Origin of the sequence: Citrobacter sp. CK181 (assembly GCF_030333595.1) — a bacterium.
In the GTDB taxonomy this organism is placed as follows: domain Bacteria; phylum Pseudomonadota; class Gammaproteobacteria; order Enterobacterales; family Enterobacteriaceae; genus Citrobacter_B; species Citrobacter_B koseri.
The window spans coordinates 309,635-328,662 of sequence record NZ_JAOWFN010000015.1 but is presented as its reverse complement, the minus strand read 5'-3'; the positions used below and the strand labels follow the sequence as shown (position 1 = coordinate 328,662).

At 52.6% G+C, this 19,028-nt stretch carries 15 protein-coding genes; 12 read left to right on the top strand and 3 right to left on the bottom strand.

Annotated elements, in window-relative coordinates:
- Positions 1–12 precede the first annotated feature (12 nt).
- Positions 13–1,281, bottom strand: coding sequence for an OprD family outer membrane porin (locus tag OGW17_RS18825; protein ID WP_012135053.1), 1,269 nt, complete (start codon positions 1,279–1,281; stop codon positions 13–15).
- Positions 1,282–2,272: 991 nt separating this feature from the next.
- Positions 2,273–3,031, bottom strand: a complete 759-nt coding sequence (loiP, locus tag OGW17_RS18820) for a metalloprotease LoiP (protein WP_071257866.1) — start codon at positions 3,029–3,031, stop codon at positions 2,273–2,275.
- A 277-nt stretch (positions 3,032–3,308) separates the two neighbouring features.
- On the opposite strand from loiP, the gene tkt reads away from it, so the two are divergent.
- The 10 genes from tkt to fbaA all read left to right on the top strand — a co-directional run bounded on the left by tkt (position 3,309) and on the right by fbaA (position 14,742).
- A complete protein-coding gene (gene tkt / locus OGW17_RS18815) occupies positions 3,309–5,300 on the top strand; it encodes a transketolase (protein ID WP_049010273.1) in 1,992 nt (663 codons plus the stop codon).
- Positions 5,301–5,613: 313 nt separating this feature from the next.
- Positions 5,614–6,054 (top strand): PTS mannitol transporter subunit IIA, encoded by a 441-nt coding sequence (cmtB, locus tag OGW17_RS18810; protein ID WP_071257867.1) that lies wholly within the window; start codon positions 5,614–5,616, stop codon positions 6,052–6,054.
- Positions 6,055–6,081: 27 nt separating this feature from the next.
- Positions 6,082–7,464 (top strand): PTS mannitol transporter subunit IIBC, encoded by a 1,383-nt coding sequence (locus OGW17_RS18805; RefSeq protein WP_012135047.1) that lies wholly within the window; start codon positions 6,082–6,084, stop codon positions 7,462–7,464.
- 24 nt (positions 7,465–7,488) lie between these two features.
- Positions 7,489–8,766, top strand: a complete 1,278-nt coding sequence (locus OGW17_RS18800) for a zinc-binding dehydrogenase (RefSeq protein ID WP_286452257.1) — start codon at positions 7,489–7,491, stop codon at positions 8,764–8,766.
- Complete coding sequence (gene glpX, locus OGW17_RS18795; RefSeq protein WP_012135045.1) at positions 8,763–9,734, top strand: class II fructose-bisphosphatase; 972 nt, start codon at positions 8,763–8,765, stop codon at positions 9,732–9,734. The genes OGW17_RS18800 and glpX overlap by 4 nt, the downstream gene beginning before the upstream one ends.
- Before the next feature lie 15 nt (positions 9,735–9,749).
- Complete coding sequence (locus tag OGW17_RS18790) at positions 9,750–10,259, top strand: MltR family transcriptional regulator (RefSeq protein WP_047461374.1); 510 nt, start codon at positions 9,750–9,752, stop codon at positions 10,257–10,259.
- Entirely contained in the window at positions 10,256–10,966 is a 711-nt protein-coding gene (locus tag OGW17_RS18785) for a nucleoside/nucleotide kinase family protein (RefSeq protein ID WP_071257868.1), read from the top strand. Before OGW17_RS18790 ends, OGW17_RS18785 begins: the two co-directional genes overlap by 4 nt.
- Positions 10,967–11,297: 331 nt before the next feature.
- A complete protein-coding gene (gene epd, locus OGW17_RS18780) occupies positions 11,298–12,317 on the top strand; it encodes an erythrose-4-phosphate dehydrogenase (RefSeq protein ID WP_012135037.1) in 1,020 nt (339 codons plus the stop codon).
- A gap of 81 nt (positions 12,318–12,398) precedes the next feature.
- Positions 12,399–13,562, top strand: coding sequence for a phosphoglycerate kinase (gene pgk, locus OGW17_RS18775; protein WP_024130932.1), 1,164 nt, complete (start codon positions 12,399–12,401; stop codon positions 13,560–13,562).
- Between the two features lie 100 nt (positions 13,563–13,662).
- A complete protein-coding gene (gene fbaA, locus OGW17_RS18770) occupies positions 13,663–14,742 on the top strand; it encodes a class II fructose-bisphosphate aldolase (protein ID WP_012135034.1) in 1,080 nt (359 codons plus the stop codon).
- A gap of 133 nt (positions 14,743–14,875) precedes the next feature.
- Here the strand turns inward: fbaA and OGW17_RS18765 are convergent, their stop codons facing one another.
- Positions 14,876–15,781 carry a carbamate kinase gene (locus tag OGW17_RS18765; RefSeq protein WP_049008832.1) on the bottom strand — a complete coding sequence of 302 codons (906 nt, stop codon included), beginning with the start codon at positions 15,779–15,781 and terminating at the stop codon, positions 14,876–14,878.
- A 337-nt stretch (positions 15,782–16,118) separates the two neighbouring features.
- Between OGW17_RS18765 and OGW17_RS18760 the strand changes: the two genes are divergently transcribed.
- Both OGW17_RS18760 and OGW17_RS18755 read left to right on the top strand, forming a co-directional pair.
- Positions 16,119–17,342: an MFS transporter gene (locus OGW17_RS18760; protein ID WP_012135031.1), complete on the top strand. Its 1,224-nt coding sequence runs from the start codon at positions 16,119–16,121 to the stop codon at positions 17,340–17,342.
- A gap of 13 nt (positions 17,343–17,355) precedes the next feature.
- The gene (locus OGW17_RS18755; protein WP_071257869.1) at positions 17,356–19,017 is read left to right on the top strand and encodes an acyl-CoA synthetase FdrA; all 1,662 of its coding nucleotides are present in this window, start codon (positions 17,356–17,358) and stop codon (positions 19,015–19,017) included.
- Positions 19,018–19,028: the final 11 nt, after the last annotated feature.

The following is a 19,028-nucleotide window of genomic DNA, read 5'->3' as shown; positions in this document are numbered from 1 at the left end:
AGGGGGTTTAACTTAAAAGATGTTAAACGGATATTCCACGTAAGCGCGAATCTCGTTGCCGCTGACGTTATAGTCGCTGGCGTTGCTGGACACGCGTAATACGGAATAGCGCAGCTTCAGTTTCAGGTCTTTCGCCATGCCGTCCTGAACCTGGTATTGCACCTGGTTGAACCACTCGTGCTCTTTGCCGTTGCTGGTTGCCGATGTTTTGATGTTATCGCCGCGAACATAAGCGGTTGTCCAGCTCAGCCCCGGTAAACCGAGACCGGCAAAATCCAGTCCATATGACGCCTGCCAGGAACGTTCGTCTTCACCGTTAAAATCAGACCAGTAAGAGTTCGCCAGCCAGATGGTGTTGCCGCCATCGCCGACGCCGCCCTGATCGCGATAGCTGCCGTAGTGATAACCGGTGCTGCCGCTGCTTTGCTGATACGCCACTTTAAAGGTATGAATATCCCAGATATAACTTGCCGCCAGGCTCCAGATGCTGTTGCTGCGGCCAGTATTCAGGCTATCGGCGTAACCGGAATCCAGACGTGAGTTGTAGCCGTTGAAGTCCAGCACCAGCTGCTGTCCGGTGCTGAAAGGCTGTTTGAAGTTCAGCCCCAGATACTGTTTGTTCAGCACATCTTCGACGTGCGAGGCATACAGGGCGCCGCTGAACTGATCGTTAAACTGGTAGCTCGCGCCGCCGAAAGAGAGGCTTTTCAGGCCGCTGTTGTGGCGGTCGTCGCTTTTGCGCTGCTCGTCGGTGAAATAACCGGCATTAATCTCCAGACCGTCGATCTCTCTGGAGGTCAACATGGTGCCGGTGAAGCTTTCAAACAGCAGACGGGAATCGTCGGCGTAGACGATCGGGAGCTGCGGACGCTGGTTGCCGTAGCTCAGGACGGTGTTGGAGATGCGCATTTTGGCGGTTGCGCCAAATTTTGCCAGATCGGATTTCGCGCGGCCGTCGCTGTCTTGTTTGAAGAAGTCGATACCGCCTGCGCCACTGCGGCCACGGCCGCCGTCCAGACGCACGCCATACTGCGCAATACCGTCAACGCCAAAGCCGATCAGACCTTCGGTATAGCCGGATTCAAAGGTGGCGACAATGCCCTGGCCCCATTCGGCTTTGTCCTGTACGCCGCCCTGATAGTCGCGGTTAATCCAGGCGTTACGTAAAAAGAGATTTAAATGGCTGTCATTAACAAAACCCTGGCTGTCGGATTGTTGGCTGGCAATGGCAGGCAATGCGGCGAATAAACTTAATGCGATTAACGATATTTCTTTTTTCACTGAGGGAACTTCTCTTTATGGATAATATCAAATTGAATTGCTGCGTTACGGATAGTTACCTGAATAATTATTGATTGCAAACATTTTGTGACAAAGGCTTACAGCCGTTGGCGTACCGGCCATATTGGGGCTGGACTATTTTATATTTTGTCTGCGGCGTTAAAAGAAGTGATAAAACATGCCGGGGAATATAAATACTAAAATAATCCTCTATCAGAGAATAAAACGTCGAATATATCGCTACTGTTTATATTCTGATATTTAACGTTCTGTGCGCTTAAGTTATCAATTTATGCGTTATAAGAATGGGGTAATTACCATTTGAGCGCTATTCTGTCTGCCGGGAGAATATTTAGCCAGGAAGATTGTTTCCGTTCACCTGATGTTCAACATTCCTCTGAAAACTTAGTACCCGTGAACGTGCAAGGGAGGCTCGTCGCCGCCTCCCTTGCAACCCAGGCTCTCCGGCAAGGAAAATCGCCGCTGCGCGGTTCATTCGCCTTATTCCGTCTGCCTTTCGGGTCGGGGCCGAGCCTGCGTCCCGGCAGGCCGTCCCCTCCGCCCGCGTCCCTGCGGGCGGACCCGGTCAGCCGTCAACGTCTCATCGATTTTCAGCCGGAACAGGGGCATTGCTGCAATGCTCTGATTTTCAGTTGCACCGGTTTTGCTGTTAAAAAAACAAACCGTGGAAATGGTCAGGTGTGGGCGGGTCCGGCTGAAAATTGCCGACGTGTTTCCGTAAGGCCGGAGGAACCCGCATGGATGCGGGTTCAGGGCGCGTTTTGCAGGGACGCTACCTCGCGCCCGCCCCGGTAGCCTGGAGGAATAAGCGGAGGGTATTGCGAAGCAACAATTTTCCCGCCGGGAGCCAGGATTGTTAAGGAGGCGGCGACGAGCCTCCTTAACACGTTCGCAAATGCTATGGTTTCAGACAGGTAACGAACATAAGGCGAACGGAACAGCTAACAAGAGCTACATGTTGCTCTCGTTTTTATTTAATACCGTCTGCCACCATTCGGTCGCGAATATGCTGGGCGCGTTCGGCGGAGGCCGGGTGATCGTCAAACATGGAGCTTTGACGTCCCGCTTCCAGCTTCGCCAGTTTCTCAAAACTGGTTGCCAGCCCGGCCGGACTGATGCCGCGTTTGCGCAACAAATCATAGGAGTAATCATCCGCCTCGGACTCCTGGCGCTGGGAGAACTGTGAGTTCACCAGTTTCTCGCCAAGATCGCCCAACTGCGACTGCGACAGACTGCCGACAATACCGCCAGCGGAAGCGGCTGCGGCGCGAACCGCGTTAGTCCCCAGCGCAACCTGCATCCCTTTCTTCACATGGCCGAGCGCAACGTGTCCCATTTCGTGGCCGATGACCGCCTCCACTTCGTTATCGGTCATGATGTCCATCAGGCCGCTATAGACGCGGATACAGCCGTTCGCCATTGCAAACGCGTTAACGTCTTTCGCCACATAGACTTTGTAATTCACCGGCTGGCCGTTGATATTGTCGCCGAGCGCAGAGGCGATTTTGGTCAGTCGCTTCGCGTATTCGCTGCTAGCCGGGGCGATCGTCGCCTTGCTGTCCATTTCCGTACATGCCTGGTCGCTGAGCGCTTTTACTTGCTCATCACTGAGGCTGTAAGCCTGAAAAGCGCCTGCACCTGAAGCGAGCAGTCCATTGGAGTCCATATTCTGGCAACCGGTCAGAACCGTCGCCATGCTCATAGCAAGCAGTAAAGCGCGAATTTTCATGTTTTCTCTTCCGCACGAAATCAGGATTGTTCTAAAAGTGCGCCTTGTGTCGATGAACCAGCGCCACGCTAAGTATAAAGAAAAGAACGACAAGGGGGTGAGCAGATTGCGCAACATGCGAACACGATCCGGAGATTTCTGAAGCGGCGAAAGGATGCTCCATGTACATGGCTCGCGGCTTGGGTTACATTGTTGGCACTTTTTTCCGGCGTAGCCCAAAACGCGCTGTCGTCAAGTCGTTAAGGGCATGGCCTTCATCATCCGATCTGGAGTCAAAATGTCCTCACGTAAAGAGCTTGCCAATGCTATTCGTGCGCTGAGCATGGACGCAGTACAGAAAGCCAAATCCGGTCACCCGGGTGCCCCTATGGGTATGGCTGACATTGCCGAAGTCCTGTGGCGTGATTTCCTGAACCACAACCCGCAGAACCCTTCCTGGGCTGACCGTGACCGCTTCGTGCTGTCTAACGGCCACGGCTCCATGCTGATCTACAGCCTGCTGCACCTCACCGGCTATGACCTGCCGATGTCTGAGCTGCAAAACTTCCGTCAGCTGCACTCCAAAACGCCGGGCCACCCGGAAGTGGGTTACACCGCGGGTGTTGAAACCACCACCGGCCCGCTGGGCCAGGGGATTGCGAACGCGGTCGGTATGGCGATTGCGGAAAAAACACTGGCGGCGCAGTTCAACCGTCCAGGCCACGATATCGTGGATCACTTCACCTATGCCTTCATGGGCGATGGCTGCATGATGGAAGGTATCTCCCATGAAGTCTGCTCTCTGGCAGGAACGCTGAAGCTGGGCAAACTGATCGCGTTCTACGATGACAACGGTATCTCTATCGATGGCCACGTTGAAGGCTGGTTCACTGATGACACCGCTAAACGTTTCGAAGCCTACGGCTGGCACGTTGTGCGCGGTATCGACGGTCACGATGCTGAAGCGATTAAACGCGCGGTTGAAGAAGCGCGCGCCGTTACTGACAAACCGTCCCTGCTGATGTGCAAAACCATCATCGGTTTCGGTTCCCCGAACAAAGCGGGTACGCACGACTCTCACGGCGCGCCGCTGGGCGATGCTGAAATCGCACTGACCCGCGAACAGCTGGGCTGGAAATACGCGCCGTTCGAAATCCCGTCTGAAATCTATGCGCAGTGGGATGCGAAAGAAGCCGGTCAGGCAAAAGAAGCGGTCTGGAATGAGAAATTCGCCGCCTATGCAAAAGCCTTCCCGCAGGAAGCCGCTGAATTTACCCGTCGTATGAAAGGCGAAATGCCGTCTGACTTCGACGCGAAAGCGAATGAATTTATCGCTAAGTTGCAGGCTAACCCGGCGAAAATCGCCAGCCGTAAAGCGTCTCAGAATGCGATTGAAGCGTTTGGGCCGCTGCTGCCTGAGTTCCTCGGCGGTTCCGCTGACCTGGCGCCAAGTAACCTGACTCTGTGGTCGGGTTCTAAAGCCATCAACGAAGATGCTGCGGGTAACTACATCCATTACGGCGTGCGCGAGTTCGGTATGACCGCCATCGCTAACGGCATCTCCCTGCACGGTGGTTTCCTGCCGTACACCTCTACCTTCCTGATGTTCGTGGAATATGCCCGTAACGCGGTGCGTATGGCTGCGCTGATGAAACAGCGCCAGGTGATGGTCTACACCCACGACTCCATCGGTCTGGGCGAAGATGGCCCGACTCACCAGCCGGTAGAGCAGGTGGCTTCTCTGCGCGTAACGCCGAACATGAGCACCTGGCGTCCGTGTGACCAGGTTGAATCCGCAGTGGCGTGGAAATACGGCGTTGAGCGTCAGGACGGCCCGACCGCGCTGATCCTCTCCCGTCAGAATCTGGCGCAGCAGGAACGTACCGAAGAGCAGCTGGCGAACATTGCGCGCGGTGGTTATGTGTTGAAAGATTGCGCCGGTCAGCCGGAACTGATCTTCATCGCAACCGGTTCTGAAGTTGAGCTGGCCGTTGCCGCATGGGACAAACTGTCTGCCGAAGGCGTGAAAGCGCGCGTGGTCTCCATGCCGTCTACCGACGCGTTCGACAAGCAGGATGCCGCTTACCGTGAAGCCGTACTGCCGAAAGCGGTTTCCGCTCGCGTGGCAGTGGAAGCGGGTATCGCTGACTACTGGTTCAAATACGTGGGCCTGAATGGCGCTATCGTCGGCATGACCACCTTCGGTGAGTCTGCGCCTGCTGAGCTGCTGTTCGAAGAGTTCGGCTTTACCGTTGATAACGTTGTCGCGAAAGCAAAAGAACTGCTGTAATCACGATACAACACCGAACGGGTCGCTCAGGCGGCCCGTTTTTTATAAAGAGATTATAACTAATTTCGTTCAGACAAGTGGCTATATATGATCTAATTCACATATTTGATATTTAGTGATTTGATGTAATTGTGATAAATAGCACATAAATACAGTTGCTTTTTATTTTTATGTTTTTAACTGTCTGTTTTTATTGGGTTCTAAAAAAACACTTTCTCCTTCTTCGCATTTTTCCCCTCGATTGATTTCGCTTTGCCGCGCGAGTATTTTGTTTTTAACGATAAGCAGTACCCTATATAAATAAGGATAATTTATGCGGCTGATTGATTATTTCCCTGAATCGTCAATAGCAATAAAAAATGCAGCGACTGACTGGCGCGAAGCAATTGATTTTTCCATGTCCTCTCTGCTTTCTCATGATTATGTTAACTCACAGTATATTCAGGCCATTAAAGAGTCCACATTAACCAATGGACCTTATTATATTCTGGCGCCAGGCGTCGCAATGCCGCATGCGCGCCCTGAATGTGGTGCTTTAAAAACGGGGATGTCGTTAACACTCCTCCGGCAAGAAGTGAAGTTTACAAAAGATGATCCGATCAAACTATTAATCGGTTTATCCGCCGCAGATGCGGACTCTCACATTGGCGCTATTCAGGCGTTAAGTGAATTATTATGTGAAGATGAAATTCTTACTGAGTTGTTAACAGCGACATCTGAAAAACAGCTAGCGGATATTATTGCTCGCGCATAATTAATTTCTCCTCTACAGGATATTATTATGGAACACAAGTCTGCTCGTGCAAAGGTCCAGGCTTTTGGGGGCTTTTTGACTGCAATGGTCATTCCCAATATCGGCGCATTTATTGCCTGGGGGTTTATTACTGCCTTATTTATTCCAACCGGTTGGCTACCGAATGAACATTTCGCCAAAATAGTTGGCCCTATGATCACCTATTTGCTGCCAGTTATGATCGGTTCCACTGGCGGCCATCTGGTGGGTGGGAAACGAGGCGCGGTGATGGGGGGAATTGGTACGATTGGCGTCATTATCGGCGCGGATATTCCTATGTTCCTCGGCTCAATGATCATGGGGCCACTTGGTGGACTGGTGATTAAACATATCGACCGACTGCTGGACAAGCGTATTCCCGCTGGCTTTGAGATGGTGATTAATAACTTCTCTCTGGGTATTGCCGGGATGCTCCTGTGCCTGCTGGGGTTTGAGGTGATTGGCCCGGCAGTGCTCATCGCGAATAATTTTGTGAAAGAGTGTATTGAATCGCTGGTGCATGCCGGTTATCTGCCGCTGCTGTCGCTTATTAACGAACCCGCGAAAATTCTCTTTCTGAATAACGCGATTGATCAGGGCGTCTATTACCCGTTGGGGATGCAACAGGCGTCGGAGACGGGGAAATCGATTTTCTTCATGGTGGCCTCTAACCCTGGCCCGGGATTAGGGCTGCTGCTGGGCTTTACCTTCTTTGGCCGTGGTATGAGCAAAAAATCCGCGCCGGGAGCGATGATCATCCACTTCCTGGGGGGGATTCACGAGCTGTACTTCCCGTATGTATTGATGAAACCGTTAACGCTGATTGCGATGATCGCTGGCGGGATGACGGGAACCTGGGTATTTAATCTGTTAGGCGGCGGACTGGTTGCAGGCCCAAGTCCGGGTTCGATTTTCGCGTACCTTGCGCTGACGCCGAAAGGATCTTTCCTGGCTACGATCGCGGGTGTAACGGCGGGAACGCTGGTGACCTTCATCGTGACTTCGATCATCCTGAAAATGGAAAAGAGCGTTGAAACGGAGAATGAAGAAGACCATTTCGCAGAGTCTGCGAAAGCCGTGAAAGCAATGAAACAGGAAGGCGCATTTTCTTATAAGAATATTAAACGTATCGCTTTTGTCTGCGATGCCGGAATGGGTTCCAGCGCGATGGGGGCAACGACATTCCGTAAGCGTCTGGAGAAAGCCGGTCTGGTGATTGCGGTGGCTCATCATGCTATCGAAAATGTTCCTGATGACGCCGATATTATCGTGACGCATGCCAGCCTTGAGGGCCGCGTTAAGCGTGTGAGTAATAAGCCCACGGTGTTAATTAAAAATTACATCGGTGACCCACTGCTGGATGAATTATTTAAAAAACTCATCGCGGATTAGCATCATCAATTTTTCGGAGTAACTATGAAGACCAAAGTAGCTGCTATTTATGGTAAGCAGGATGTTCGCATCCGCGAGTTTGAATTGCCTGAAATTACAGATAATGAACTGTTAGTGAGTGTAATATCAGACAGCGTGTGTTTATCGACATGGAAAGCCGCCACGTTAGGTAGCGAGCATAAACGTGTGCCTGATGACTTAGAGAATCACCCGGTTATTACTGGTCATGAGTGCGCAAGTATTATTGTTGAGGTGGGGAAAAACCTGACCGATAAATATAAAAAGGGACAACGTTTTGTGTTGCAACCGGCGATGGGGTTGCCCAGCGGATATTCAGCGGGATATAGCTATGAATATTTTGGCGGCAATGCGACGTATATGATTATTCCTGAGCTGGCGATTAACCTCGGCTGTGTTTTACCGTATCACGGCTCTTATTTCGCGGCGGCGTCACTGGCAGAACCCATGTGCTGTATTATCGGCGCATACAATGCGAACTACCACACGACGCCTTATGTTTATGAGCACCGTATGGGGGTGAAACCCGGCGGTAATATTGCGCTTCTGGCGTGTGCCGGGCCGATGGGGATCGGCGCCATTGATTATGCCATCAACGGTGGTATCCAGCCTTCGCGAGTGGTGGTGGTCGATATTGATGAAGCCCGTCTGTCACAAGCGAAAAAACTGCTGCCGGTCGAGCTGGCGGCGGCGAAGGGGATTGAGCTTGTTTATGTGAATACCTGCGGCATGGAAAACCCGACGGCAAAACTGCGTGCGCTAACGGAAGATGCGGGTTTCGATGACGTTTTCGTTTACGCCGCCGTCCCGGCGGTGGTGGAAATGGCCGATACACTGCTGGCTGAAGACGGTTGTCTGAACTTTTTCGCGGGCCCAACGGATAAAGATTTTAAGGTTCCGTTTAACTTCTACAACGTGCATTACAACAGTACCCATGTTGTGGGAACATCCGGCGGTTCGACCGATGACATGAAAGAGGCCATTGCGTTGAGCGCCACAGGGCAACTACAGCCTTCATTTATGGTAACGCACATTGGCGGGCTGGATGCCGTCCCGGAAACGGTGCTTAACCTGCCCAATATTCCGGGCGGGAAAAAACTCATTTATAACGGTGTGACTATGCCGCTGACCGCTATCGCCGATTTTGCCGAAAAAGGAAAAACCGACCCGTTATTCAAAGCGCTGGCGCGTCTGGTTGAAGAGACGCACGGCATCTGGAATGAAAACGCGGAGAGATATTTGCTGGCGCAGTTTGGCGTAGATATTGGGGAGGCGGCGGCATGATGTCTCTGGCGTGGCCGCTTTTTCGGATTACGGAACAGGCAGCGCTTGCTGCCTGGCCGCAAACCGGATGCGGCGATAAAAACAAAATCGATGGACTGGCGGTGACAGCCATGCGTCAGTCATTAAATGAAGTCGCCATGCGGGGCAAAATTGTTATCGGCGAAGGCGAAATCGACCATGCACCGATGTTGTATATCGGTGAAGAGGTCGGAACCGGGACAGGGCCGAGCGTGGATATTGCCGTCGATCCGATTGAGGGAACGCGCATGGTGGCGATGGGGCAGAATAATGCGTTGTCCGTGATGGCGCTGGCGCCGCAGGGGAGCCTGCTGCATGCGCCTGACATGTATATGCGCAAACTGGTGGTTAACCGTCAGGCGAAAGGGGCGATTAACCTCGCGTTATCGCTGGAAGAGAACCTGCGTAATATTGCCGCTGCGCTGAATAAGCCGCTCACGTCGTTGCGTATGGCGACGCTGGATAAACCGCGCCATCAGGCGGTTATTCAGCAGGCCGCGCAGCTTGGCGTCAAGGTGTTTGCCTTGCCGGATGGCGATGTCGCCGCCAGCGTATTAACCTGCCAGCAACATCATCCGTTCGATGTGATGTACGCTATTGGCGGCGCGCCGGAAGGGGTGATATCAGCCTGCGCCGTGAAGGCGCTTGATGGTGATATGCAGGCTGAGTTGATTGACTTTTGTCAGGCGAAAGGTGAAACGGCGGAACACCGATTGATCGCGAACGATGAGTTACGCCGCTGTAAGCAAATGGGTGTCGCGGTGAACCGGGTTTATACGCTGGATGAACTTGTGGGAAGCCAGGATATTCTGTTCTCAGCAACGGGTGTAACGGGAGGCGATCTGTTACATGGCGTGCAGAAAACGGAAAATGGCGTCAGTACGCAAACATTACTGATCGGCGGCATCGATCGAACGTGTAATATAATAGACTCTCTGCATTGCTGGTGATTTATCGAGAAACGCATGACGACGTTGACAGAAGATGATGTACTTGAGCAACTGGACGCTCAGGATAATTTACTTTCGTTTATGGCAACCGCAAATGACATCCTGTTGCAGGCCATCAAAAATTTTCTGCCGTCATTATTCGTCAATAACGATGAAGAAATCGTCGAATATGCAGTGAAGCCGTTACTGGCTCAAAGCGGCCCGCTTGATGACATTGATGTGGCAATACGTTTGATTTATGCGTTGGGAAAAATGGATAAATGGCTGTATGCCGATGTGATTCACTTCTCTCAGTTTTATCAGTATTTACGTGAACAGCGTGAAATCCCCCGTTTTTCTGATGATATCACCTGGGATTTTATGAGTAACGTCAATAGCATAACAACGAATGCCACACTCTACAATTCGTTGAAATCAATGAAGTTTGCCGATTTCGCCATCTATTCAGAAATACGTTTTGTCACCATGATCAAAACCGGGCTGGCTTTAGCGGTAACGACGATATTAAGGGAATTAACACCGTGAAAATATCGCTCCAGATTAATGGGCTGATGACCGACGCCTGGTATGATGACGATGAAGTAGAAAATGTCCATAAACCGCTGTTACGGCATCTGGCAACATTAAACGCGAAAACACCTGAGCGCCGCACCGTTATTTTTCTGAGTGCTCCGCCAGGAACAGGAAAGTCAACGCTCACCACCTTCTGGGAATATCTGTCGCGTAACGATCCAGAATTACCGACGATCCAGACGCTGCCGATGGATGGCTTCCATCATTATAATCGCTGGCTGGATGAGCATGAACTGCGCGCCGCTAAAGGTGCGCCTGAAACCTTTAACGTTGAAAAACTGGCGAGTAATTTACGTCAGCTCCATGAGCAGAATGCAACCTGGCCTCAATATGATCGCCAGCTGCATGACCCTGTCGAAAATGCCATTCAGGTGACAGCGCCTGTCGTTATTATTGAAGGAAACTGGCTGTTGTATAACGCGCCGTCCTGGCGCGAGCTACGGCAGTATTGCGATTATTCACTGTTTATCCGCGCGCCTGCCGATGTGCTGCGCGGACGTTTAATCGCACGTAAACAGGCAGGAGGACTGAGCGAAGAGCAGGCGCAGATATTTTTTGACCGTACCGACGGGCCTAACGTTTGTCGGGTGCTGGAAAACAGCTTACCTGCGAGTCTTACGTTAGAGATGACGGCAAAGGGCGAGTATCGTCTTGCATAGACGCTGGCTCACGTACTTCCTGATATAAATCAGGATTTGTGACGCGGCAACGAAAAGATATTGCTACGCTTATTCGCCATTCTGGAATATGGAATAAATCGGGCGCTGAAGGGGGTGAAAGTGTGATGCAGGTCAGATAACTGGCTTCTTTGACTGGACAATCATTCCTTTTATTCCTCGTTTCGCTTATTCTAGCTGAAGCGTTTCAGTCGATTAAATGTTCGACAAATAATCAATCAGTCGCAGTTTGCGACAGGTAAGGTTTTCCTCGACGATTTGCTGGATTACTCTGTCAGCCTCATCTGAATCGGGATAGCCTTGCAGGAGACCTATGACCGTACGCGTAGCGATTAATGGCTTTGGTCGCATCGGGCGTAACGTGGTTCGTGCTTTGTATGAATCAGGACGCCGGGCGGAAATCAGCGTGGTGGCAATCAACGAACTTGCGGATGCTGCGGGCATGGCGCATTTGTTGAAATATGACACCAGCCATGGACGTTTTGCATGGGATGTTCGCCAGGAGCGCGAGCAGCTCATCGTCGGTGACGACACGATTCGCATTTTGCACGAGCGAACGCTGGATGCGCTGCCCTGGCGCGAACTGAGTATTGATGTCGTGCTGGATTGCACGGGCGTGTACGGTAATCGTGAACACGGCGAGGCGCATCTTGCCGCTGGCGCGAAAAAAGTGCTCTTTTCACATCCCGGCAGCCACGATCTTGACGCCACCGTCGTGTTTGGCGTGAACCAGGAGCAATTGCGTGCGGAACACCGCATCGTATCGAATGCGTCCTGTACCACGAATTGCATCATCCCCGTCATTAAATTGTTAGATGATGCATACGGCATTGAGTCGGGAACCGTCACGACGATCCACTCCGCCATGCACGATCAGCAGGTGATCGACGCGTACCATTCCGATCTGCGACGCACCCGCGCCGCCAGCCAGTCGATTATTCCGGTTGATACCAAACTGGCGGCGGGCATTACGCGAATTTTCCCGCAGTTCAACGACCGTTTTGAGGCGATTGCGGTACGCGTACCGACCATAAATGTGACGGCGATCGACTTAAGCGTGACGGTGAAAAAGCCGGTAAAAGCCAATGAAGTCAACCAGTTGCTGCAAAAAGCAGCACATGGGGCATTTCATGGTATAGTTGACTATACGGAATTGCCGTTGGTCTCGATAGATTTCAACCACGACCCGCATAGCGCCATCGTTGATGGCACCCAGACCCGGGTCAGTGGCGCCCACCTGATCAAGACATTGGTCTGGTGCGATAATGAATGGGGCTTTGCTAACCGAATGCTCGACACGACGTTAGCGATGGCCGCAGTTGGTTTCAAGTAGGACATTCCATGCGCAAAATCCTTCAAAAGGATGAAGCGCATGACGTCTGCAAAACTTTATGAATCAATGAGAGGATTCACCATGTCTGTAATTAAGATGACCGATCTGGATCTTGCTGGTAAACGTGTTTTTATCCGTGCGGATCTGAACGTTCCAGTTAAAGAAGGGAAAGTAACCAGCGACGCGCGTATTCGCGCTTCCCTGCCGACCATCGAACTGGCCCTGAAACAGGGTGCGAAAGTGATGGTTACTTCCCACCTGGGTCGTCCTACCGAAGGCGAGTACAACGAAGAATTCTCTCTGCTGCCGGTTGTTAACTACCTGAAAGACAAACTGTCCAATCCGGTTCGCCTGGTAAAAGATTACCTGGACGGCGTTGAAGTGGCCGCCGGTGAACTGGTGGTTCTGGAAAACGTTCGCTTTAACAAAGGCGAGAAGAAAGACGACGAAGCCCTGTCTAAGAAATACGCTGCGCTGTGCGACGTATTCGTGATGGACGCTTTCGGTACTGCGCACCGCGCTCAGGCTTCTACCCACGGTATCGGTAAATTCGCCGACGTCGCTTGCGCAGGTCCGCTGCTGGCGGCAGAACTGGATGCGCTGGGTAAAGCGCTGAAAGAACCGGCTCGCCCGATGGTGGCTATCGTTGGCGGTTCTAAAGTGTCTACCAAACTGACCGTTCTGGACTCCCTGTCCAAAATCGCTGACCAGCTGATCGTTGGCGGCGGCATCGCAAACACCTTCGTTGCCGCTCAGGGCCACAATGTGGGCAAATCCCTGTACGAAGCTGACCTGGTTGACGAAGCGAAACGCCTGCTGACCACCTGTGATATCCCGGTTCCAACTGACGTACGCGTAGCAACCGAGTTCTCCGAAACCGCTACCGCGACCCTGAAATCTGTTAACGATATCAAAGACGACGAGCAGATTCTGGACCTGGGCGATACCTCCGCTGAGAAACTGGCTGACATCCTGAAGAATGCGAAAACCATTCTGTGGAACGGCCCGGTTGGCGTGTTCGAATTCCCGAACTTCCGTAAAGGCACCGAAATTGTTGCCAACGCGATCGCAGACAGCGAAGCGTTCTCCATCGCAGGCGGCGGCGACACTCTGGCGGCAATCGACCTGTTCGGCATTGCTGACAAAATCTCCTACATCTCCACTGGCGGCGGCGCATTCCTCGAATTCGTGGAAGGCAAAGTGCTGCCAGCAGTAGCAATGCTCGAAGAGCGCGCTAAGAAGTAATCGTTACGGGCAGGGATTCCTGCCCGTTGATTTATTGCCGTGCTGACATTCAGGGCGGCCCGTGTTTTTTCTAAGGCCCGACGATACAGGACAACGAAACATGTCTAAAATTTTTGATTTCGTAAAACCAGGCGTAATTACTGGTGATGACGTACAGAAAGTGTTCCAGGTAGCAAAAGAAAACAACTTTGCTCTGCCAGCAGTTAACTGCGTGGGCACCGATTCCATCAACGCCGTTCTGGAAACCGCTGCGAAAGTTAAAGCGCCGGTCATCGTCCAGTTCTCCAACGGTGGCGCTTCCTTTATCGCGGGTAAAGGCGTGAAAACCGACGTTCCTCAGGGCTCGGCAATCCTGGGCGCTATCTCTGGCGCGCATCACGTTCACCAGATGGCTGAACACTACGGTGTTCCGGTAATTCTGCACACCGACCACTGCGCGAAGAAACTGCTGCCGTGGATCGACGGTCTGCTGGACGCGGGTGAAAAACACTTCGCTGCGACCGGTAAGCCGCTGTTCTCTTCTCACATGATCGACCTGTCTGAAGAGTCTCTGGAAGAGAACATCGAAATCTGCTCCAAATACCTGGCGCGCATGGCCAAAATGGGCATGACTCTGGAAATCGAACTGGGTTGCACCGGTGGTGAAGAAGACGGCGTGGACAACAGCCACATGGACGCTTCTGCACTGTACACCCAGCCGGAAGACGTTGATTACGCATACACTGAGCTGAGCAAAATCAGCCCGCGTTTCACCATCGCGGCTTCCTTCGGTAACGTACACGGTGTTTACAAACCAGGTAACGTGGTTCTGACCCCGACCATCCTGCGCGACTCTCAGGAATATGTTTCTAAGAAACACAACCTGCCGCACAACAGCCTGAACTTCGTATTCCACGGTGGTTCCGGTTCTACTGCTCAGGAAATCAAAGACTCCGTAAGCTACGGCGTAATCAAAATGAACATCGATACCGATACCCAATGGGCGACCTGGGAAGGTGTTCTGAAGTATTACAAAGATAACGAAGCGTATCTTCAGGGTCAGCTGGGCAACCCGAAAGGCGAAGATCAGCCGAACAAGAAATACTACGATCCGCGCGTATGGCTGCGTGCCGGCCAGACTTCCATGATCGCGCGTCTGGAACAGGCTTTCAAAGAACTGAACGCGATTGACGTTCTGTAATTCAGCCTGCTGATTGTAAAAATGGCTTCCTTCGGGAAGCCATTTTTTTTGCCGGATGGCGACTACGATTGGCAACCGTGCTTCCCGTAGGCCGGATAAGATGCTTTCGCGTCGCCATCCGGCAAAAAGAGGTTTACCGCGTCACGCAGGTGCCTTTTTCCCCCGCCAGAATCTGTGGCGCATCTTTTAGCGCGCCGATAAACGCAGTGTTCCCGGTCTGTTTAACAAACTGCATCACCGCTGCGGCTTTGGGGCCCATCGCACCATCGGGGGCGGCAAACGGCGCCAGTTCTTCTACCGTTGCATGGCGCAGCGCGCGCGCCTGTGGCGTTCCCCAGTTCTCATACACAGCGTCCGCATCCGTCAGGATCAACAGATGATCGGCGTGGAGAGACTGCGCCAGCACCGAGGCCGTTAAATCTTTATCAATGACCGCTTCGACTCCCTGGTATCCCTCGTCTTGTGCGATAACCGGAATGCCGCCGCCACCGCAGCAAATTACCGTATGTCCGGCATCTATCAACGTTTGTATTGCGTCACTGTCGAGAATTTTTAATGGCGTCGGAGAGGGAACAACCCGACGAATATAGTTGCCATCGGCTTTCATCAGCCAGCCGTAGCGCGCTTCCAGCTCCGCCTGCTGCGCTGGTTGATATACCGGGCCGATATACTTGCCGGGCGTTGCAAAGGCGTCATCCCGCGGATCGACCGCCACGCGGGTCATCAGCGTTGTGACGGGCGCGCCGCCAGTGTATGACGCCAGTTCCTGAGCGATAGCAAAACCGATCATTCCCTGGCTTTCGGCGACCAGAATATCCAGCGGCCAGGCGGGGGAGTCTGTACAGGCCGCATTCTGTAACGCCAGCAGACCCACCTGCGGGCCGTTGCCGTGAACAATCACCAGTTGATAATCCCGGGCCAGTACGGATGCCATTCTGGCGAATACCTGAATGCTACGCTGCTGATTTTCCGCGCTGAGAATTTCTCCGCGCTGTAATAACGCATTGCCGCCAAGGGCAATGACGATTTTCTTTTTCATGATGACCTCATTGTGCGAAATATCTCGCGGTAAAAATATCGTCTTGTTATTTTCATAATGTGATGTAACCGACAGCTCATTTACCCACAAAAATATCTCGCTAATCCTTAGCGTTTTTATCTCTTTTATTTAAATTGTTTTAAAAATGATTATTAGACTTTTTTTAATAATGCGGCGGTCAGTTCCCAGGAATTTATAACAATGGATTTTGTGTGATTTTGTTCAAATGAAATGGATTTTTCCCCCGATAAGGTAGCCTCAGTTAAAACATCAAACCTCACGTATCATGTCAGATAGCATGAGGTGTTCAGCGGTAAATATTACCGGGAGATTGCTTATGTCTGGATCATATGAAGTGACTGAGGTCACGAATAAAAGAGGAATACCGGCCTGGTGGGTCACCGTTTTCCTGTTCTGGTTAGGGTGGATTTTTATGTACGCTGACCGCACGATACTCAATCCGGTAATGGGAGAGCTGGAAAAAGAATTTGGCTTAAGTGGTACGCAATTAGGTATTCTTAATTCAGTTTTCTATTTTTCTTATGCTTTGCTTCAGGTTCCGGCAGGCATTCTGGGCGATAAGATTGGCAAAAAGAAAGTGCTGGTGCCGGGGTTTATTCTTTTTGGCGTATTCACCGCCGTCACAGGTTGGGCGAAAAGCTGGTATACGCTGCTGTTTGCCCGCGTGGTAACGGGAGCGGGAGAAGGGACTTACTATGGCCCGCAGTATGGCTTGTCTTCCGAGCAGATCCCCAAAAAATACCGTTCGCTGGGCAGCGCCATCATCAATAGCGGGATGGCCTTCGGTATTGCGCTGGGCCTGATGACCTCCAGTTGGCTGGTGTACGACCAGGGGTATTCGTGGCGTATGCCATTTTACGCGATGGCGATCCCCTCCGTGCTGGTTGGGATTGCGATCTGGTTGTTTGTGAAAGAGAAGAAGCGCACGGCCGAAGCCGATGGCAAACCGGTAAAAAAAGGGAATTTCAGCGACCTTCTGAAAAACCGTAATTTAATTATCACCTATATTATGGTGTTCTGTAGCCTGTTTGGTTTCTTCGTTATTCTGACCTGGCTTCCCTATTATCTGCAAAGTGAACGTGGCATCGCGGGCAGTGAAACCGGATTTATTTCTTCGCTGGTGGCGTGGATTTCAATTCCTGGCGCGCTGTTATTCTCCAGCCTGTCTGACAAACTGGGTAAGCGTAAACCATTAATTATGTTCCTGGTGCCCGTCGCCATTCTCAGCATGCTGTCAATTATCTGGATGCCAAATATGACCGGCGTCATTATCGCTTTGTGCGTTTATGGCCTTGTCGGAAAACTGGCGCTGGACCCGGTGCTGGTCGCTCTGGTGGCGGATAGCGTCGATGAAAATAATTACAGCACGGCATTTGGCTTATTTAATTTTATCGGCATGAGTTCCTCCATTCTGGCACCCATTATTGCAGGCGCGGCGCGTGATATCACCGGAAGTCTGGCTTCCAGTTTCTATGTTTCAGCCGCGCTGCTGGCTGTCGGTTTATTCGCCATGTTGTTTTTAAAAGAAAAACGCACATAAAGAGGTAGCGGTAATGATTTACGCCTTTATTAAAAAGGGAAGTTTTCAGGACTCCGTCAGCCTGATGATTATTTCCCGAAAACTCAGTGAACGCCCGGAAGTTGATCAGGTCTCGGTGATGATGGGCACGCCAGCGAATAAGTCGATGCTGGATTCAACCGGGTTCTGGCATGACGATTTTGCCGATGCCACGCCAAACGATATTTGCGTGGCGGTGCGAACCGAAGGCGAACAGCCCGGCATTCTGGATTTGATTCGTGAGCAACTGGAGAAAGAACTGAATGCGATGACGAATGCCTCGGGCAGCGCGCACCAGTTGATCAAAGCGCGCCGCTGGGAGAGCGCATGTCAAAAATTACCCCAGGCCAATCTGCTGTTAGTTTCCGTTGCCGGGGAATATGCCGCATCGGTTGCCAGAGAGGGGCTGCTGGCGAATAAAAACGTGATGCTGTTTTCCGATAATGTGCCGCTGGAACAGGAGGTCGAGCTGAAAACAATGGCGCGCGAGCGGGGGCTGATTGTGATGGGGCCTGACTGCGGCACGGCGATGATTGCCGGAAGTCCGCTGGCGTTTGCCAACGTACTGCCTGAAGGCGGGATTGGCGTAATTGGCGCATCGGGGACGGGGATTCAGGAAGTGACGTCGCAGATTGCGCTGCATCAGCAGGGAATCAGCCATGCGATAGGTCTGGGCGGGCGCGACCTGAGCGCGGAAGTGGGCGGCATCAGCGCGCTGACCGCGCTCGACATGCTGGCCGCGGATGACGCCACGCGGGTGATTGCTTTTGTCTCCAAACCGCCGTCGCTGCAGGTGCGAACCCGCATCATTGCGGCCATGCAAAATGTGGGGAAACCGGTGGTCGCGTTGTTCCTCGGGCGTCAACCGGAACAGCGCCGTGAAGGTAACGTCTGGCTGGCGAACTCCTTGTCGGATGCCGCCCAGCTGGCGGTGCTGCTGATGCGCGTGGCGCAACAGCGACGGATTCAGCCGGAAGTGACAGGGAAAGGTATTTATGGCCTGTACGCCGGGGGCACGCTGGCAGCCGAAGCCGCCATGCTGCTCTCCGCCGGGCTGGGCGTCCCCGTCAGCGAAAGCCACGACCAGGGCGTGATGCTGGAGGCTGACGGCCATCGCATTGTCGACCTTGGTGATGACAGTTACACCCTGGGCAGACCTCATCCGATGATTGATCCAACTACCCGCAGTATTGAAATTGAAAAACTGACCGCAATGCCGGCAGTGGGCGTGCTGCTGCTGGATGTGGTGCTGGGCTATGGCGCTTGTGCCGACCCGGCGGGAGCGGTCGTCGAGGCGATAGAGCAAGTGCGCGCCAAACGCGCCGCCCCGCTGGTGGTGATTGCCACCCTGACCGGTACTGATGTCGACCCGCAGGGGCGCAGCGGGCAGGCGGAAAAACTTCGCGAGGCCGGGATTGCGGTGGTGGAAACGCTGGAAGAAGCCGTCCTGCTCGCCATCAGTCTTACACGCCATCAGGAGCGCGGCATACCGCAAGCACATAGCGCGCTTCTTGATGGCGTGCAGGTCATCAACGCCGGGTTGCGCAGCTTCGCGCTGGATCTGCAAAGCAGCGGTACGCCGGTTGTGCATTATCAGTGGGCGCCCGTTGCCGGTGGCAACGCCCGTCTCGCCAGTCTACTCAAACAGTTACATTAAGTTCAGAGGTA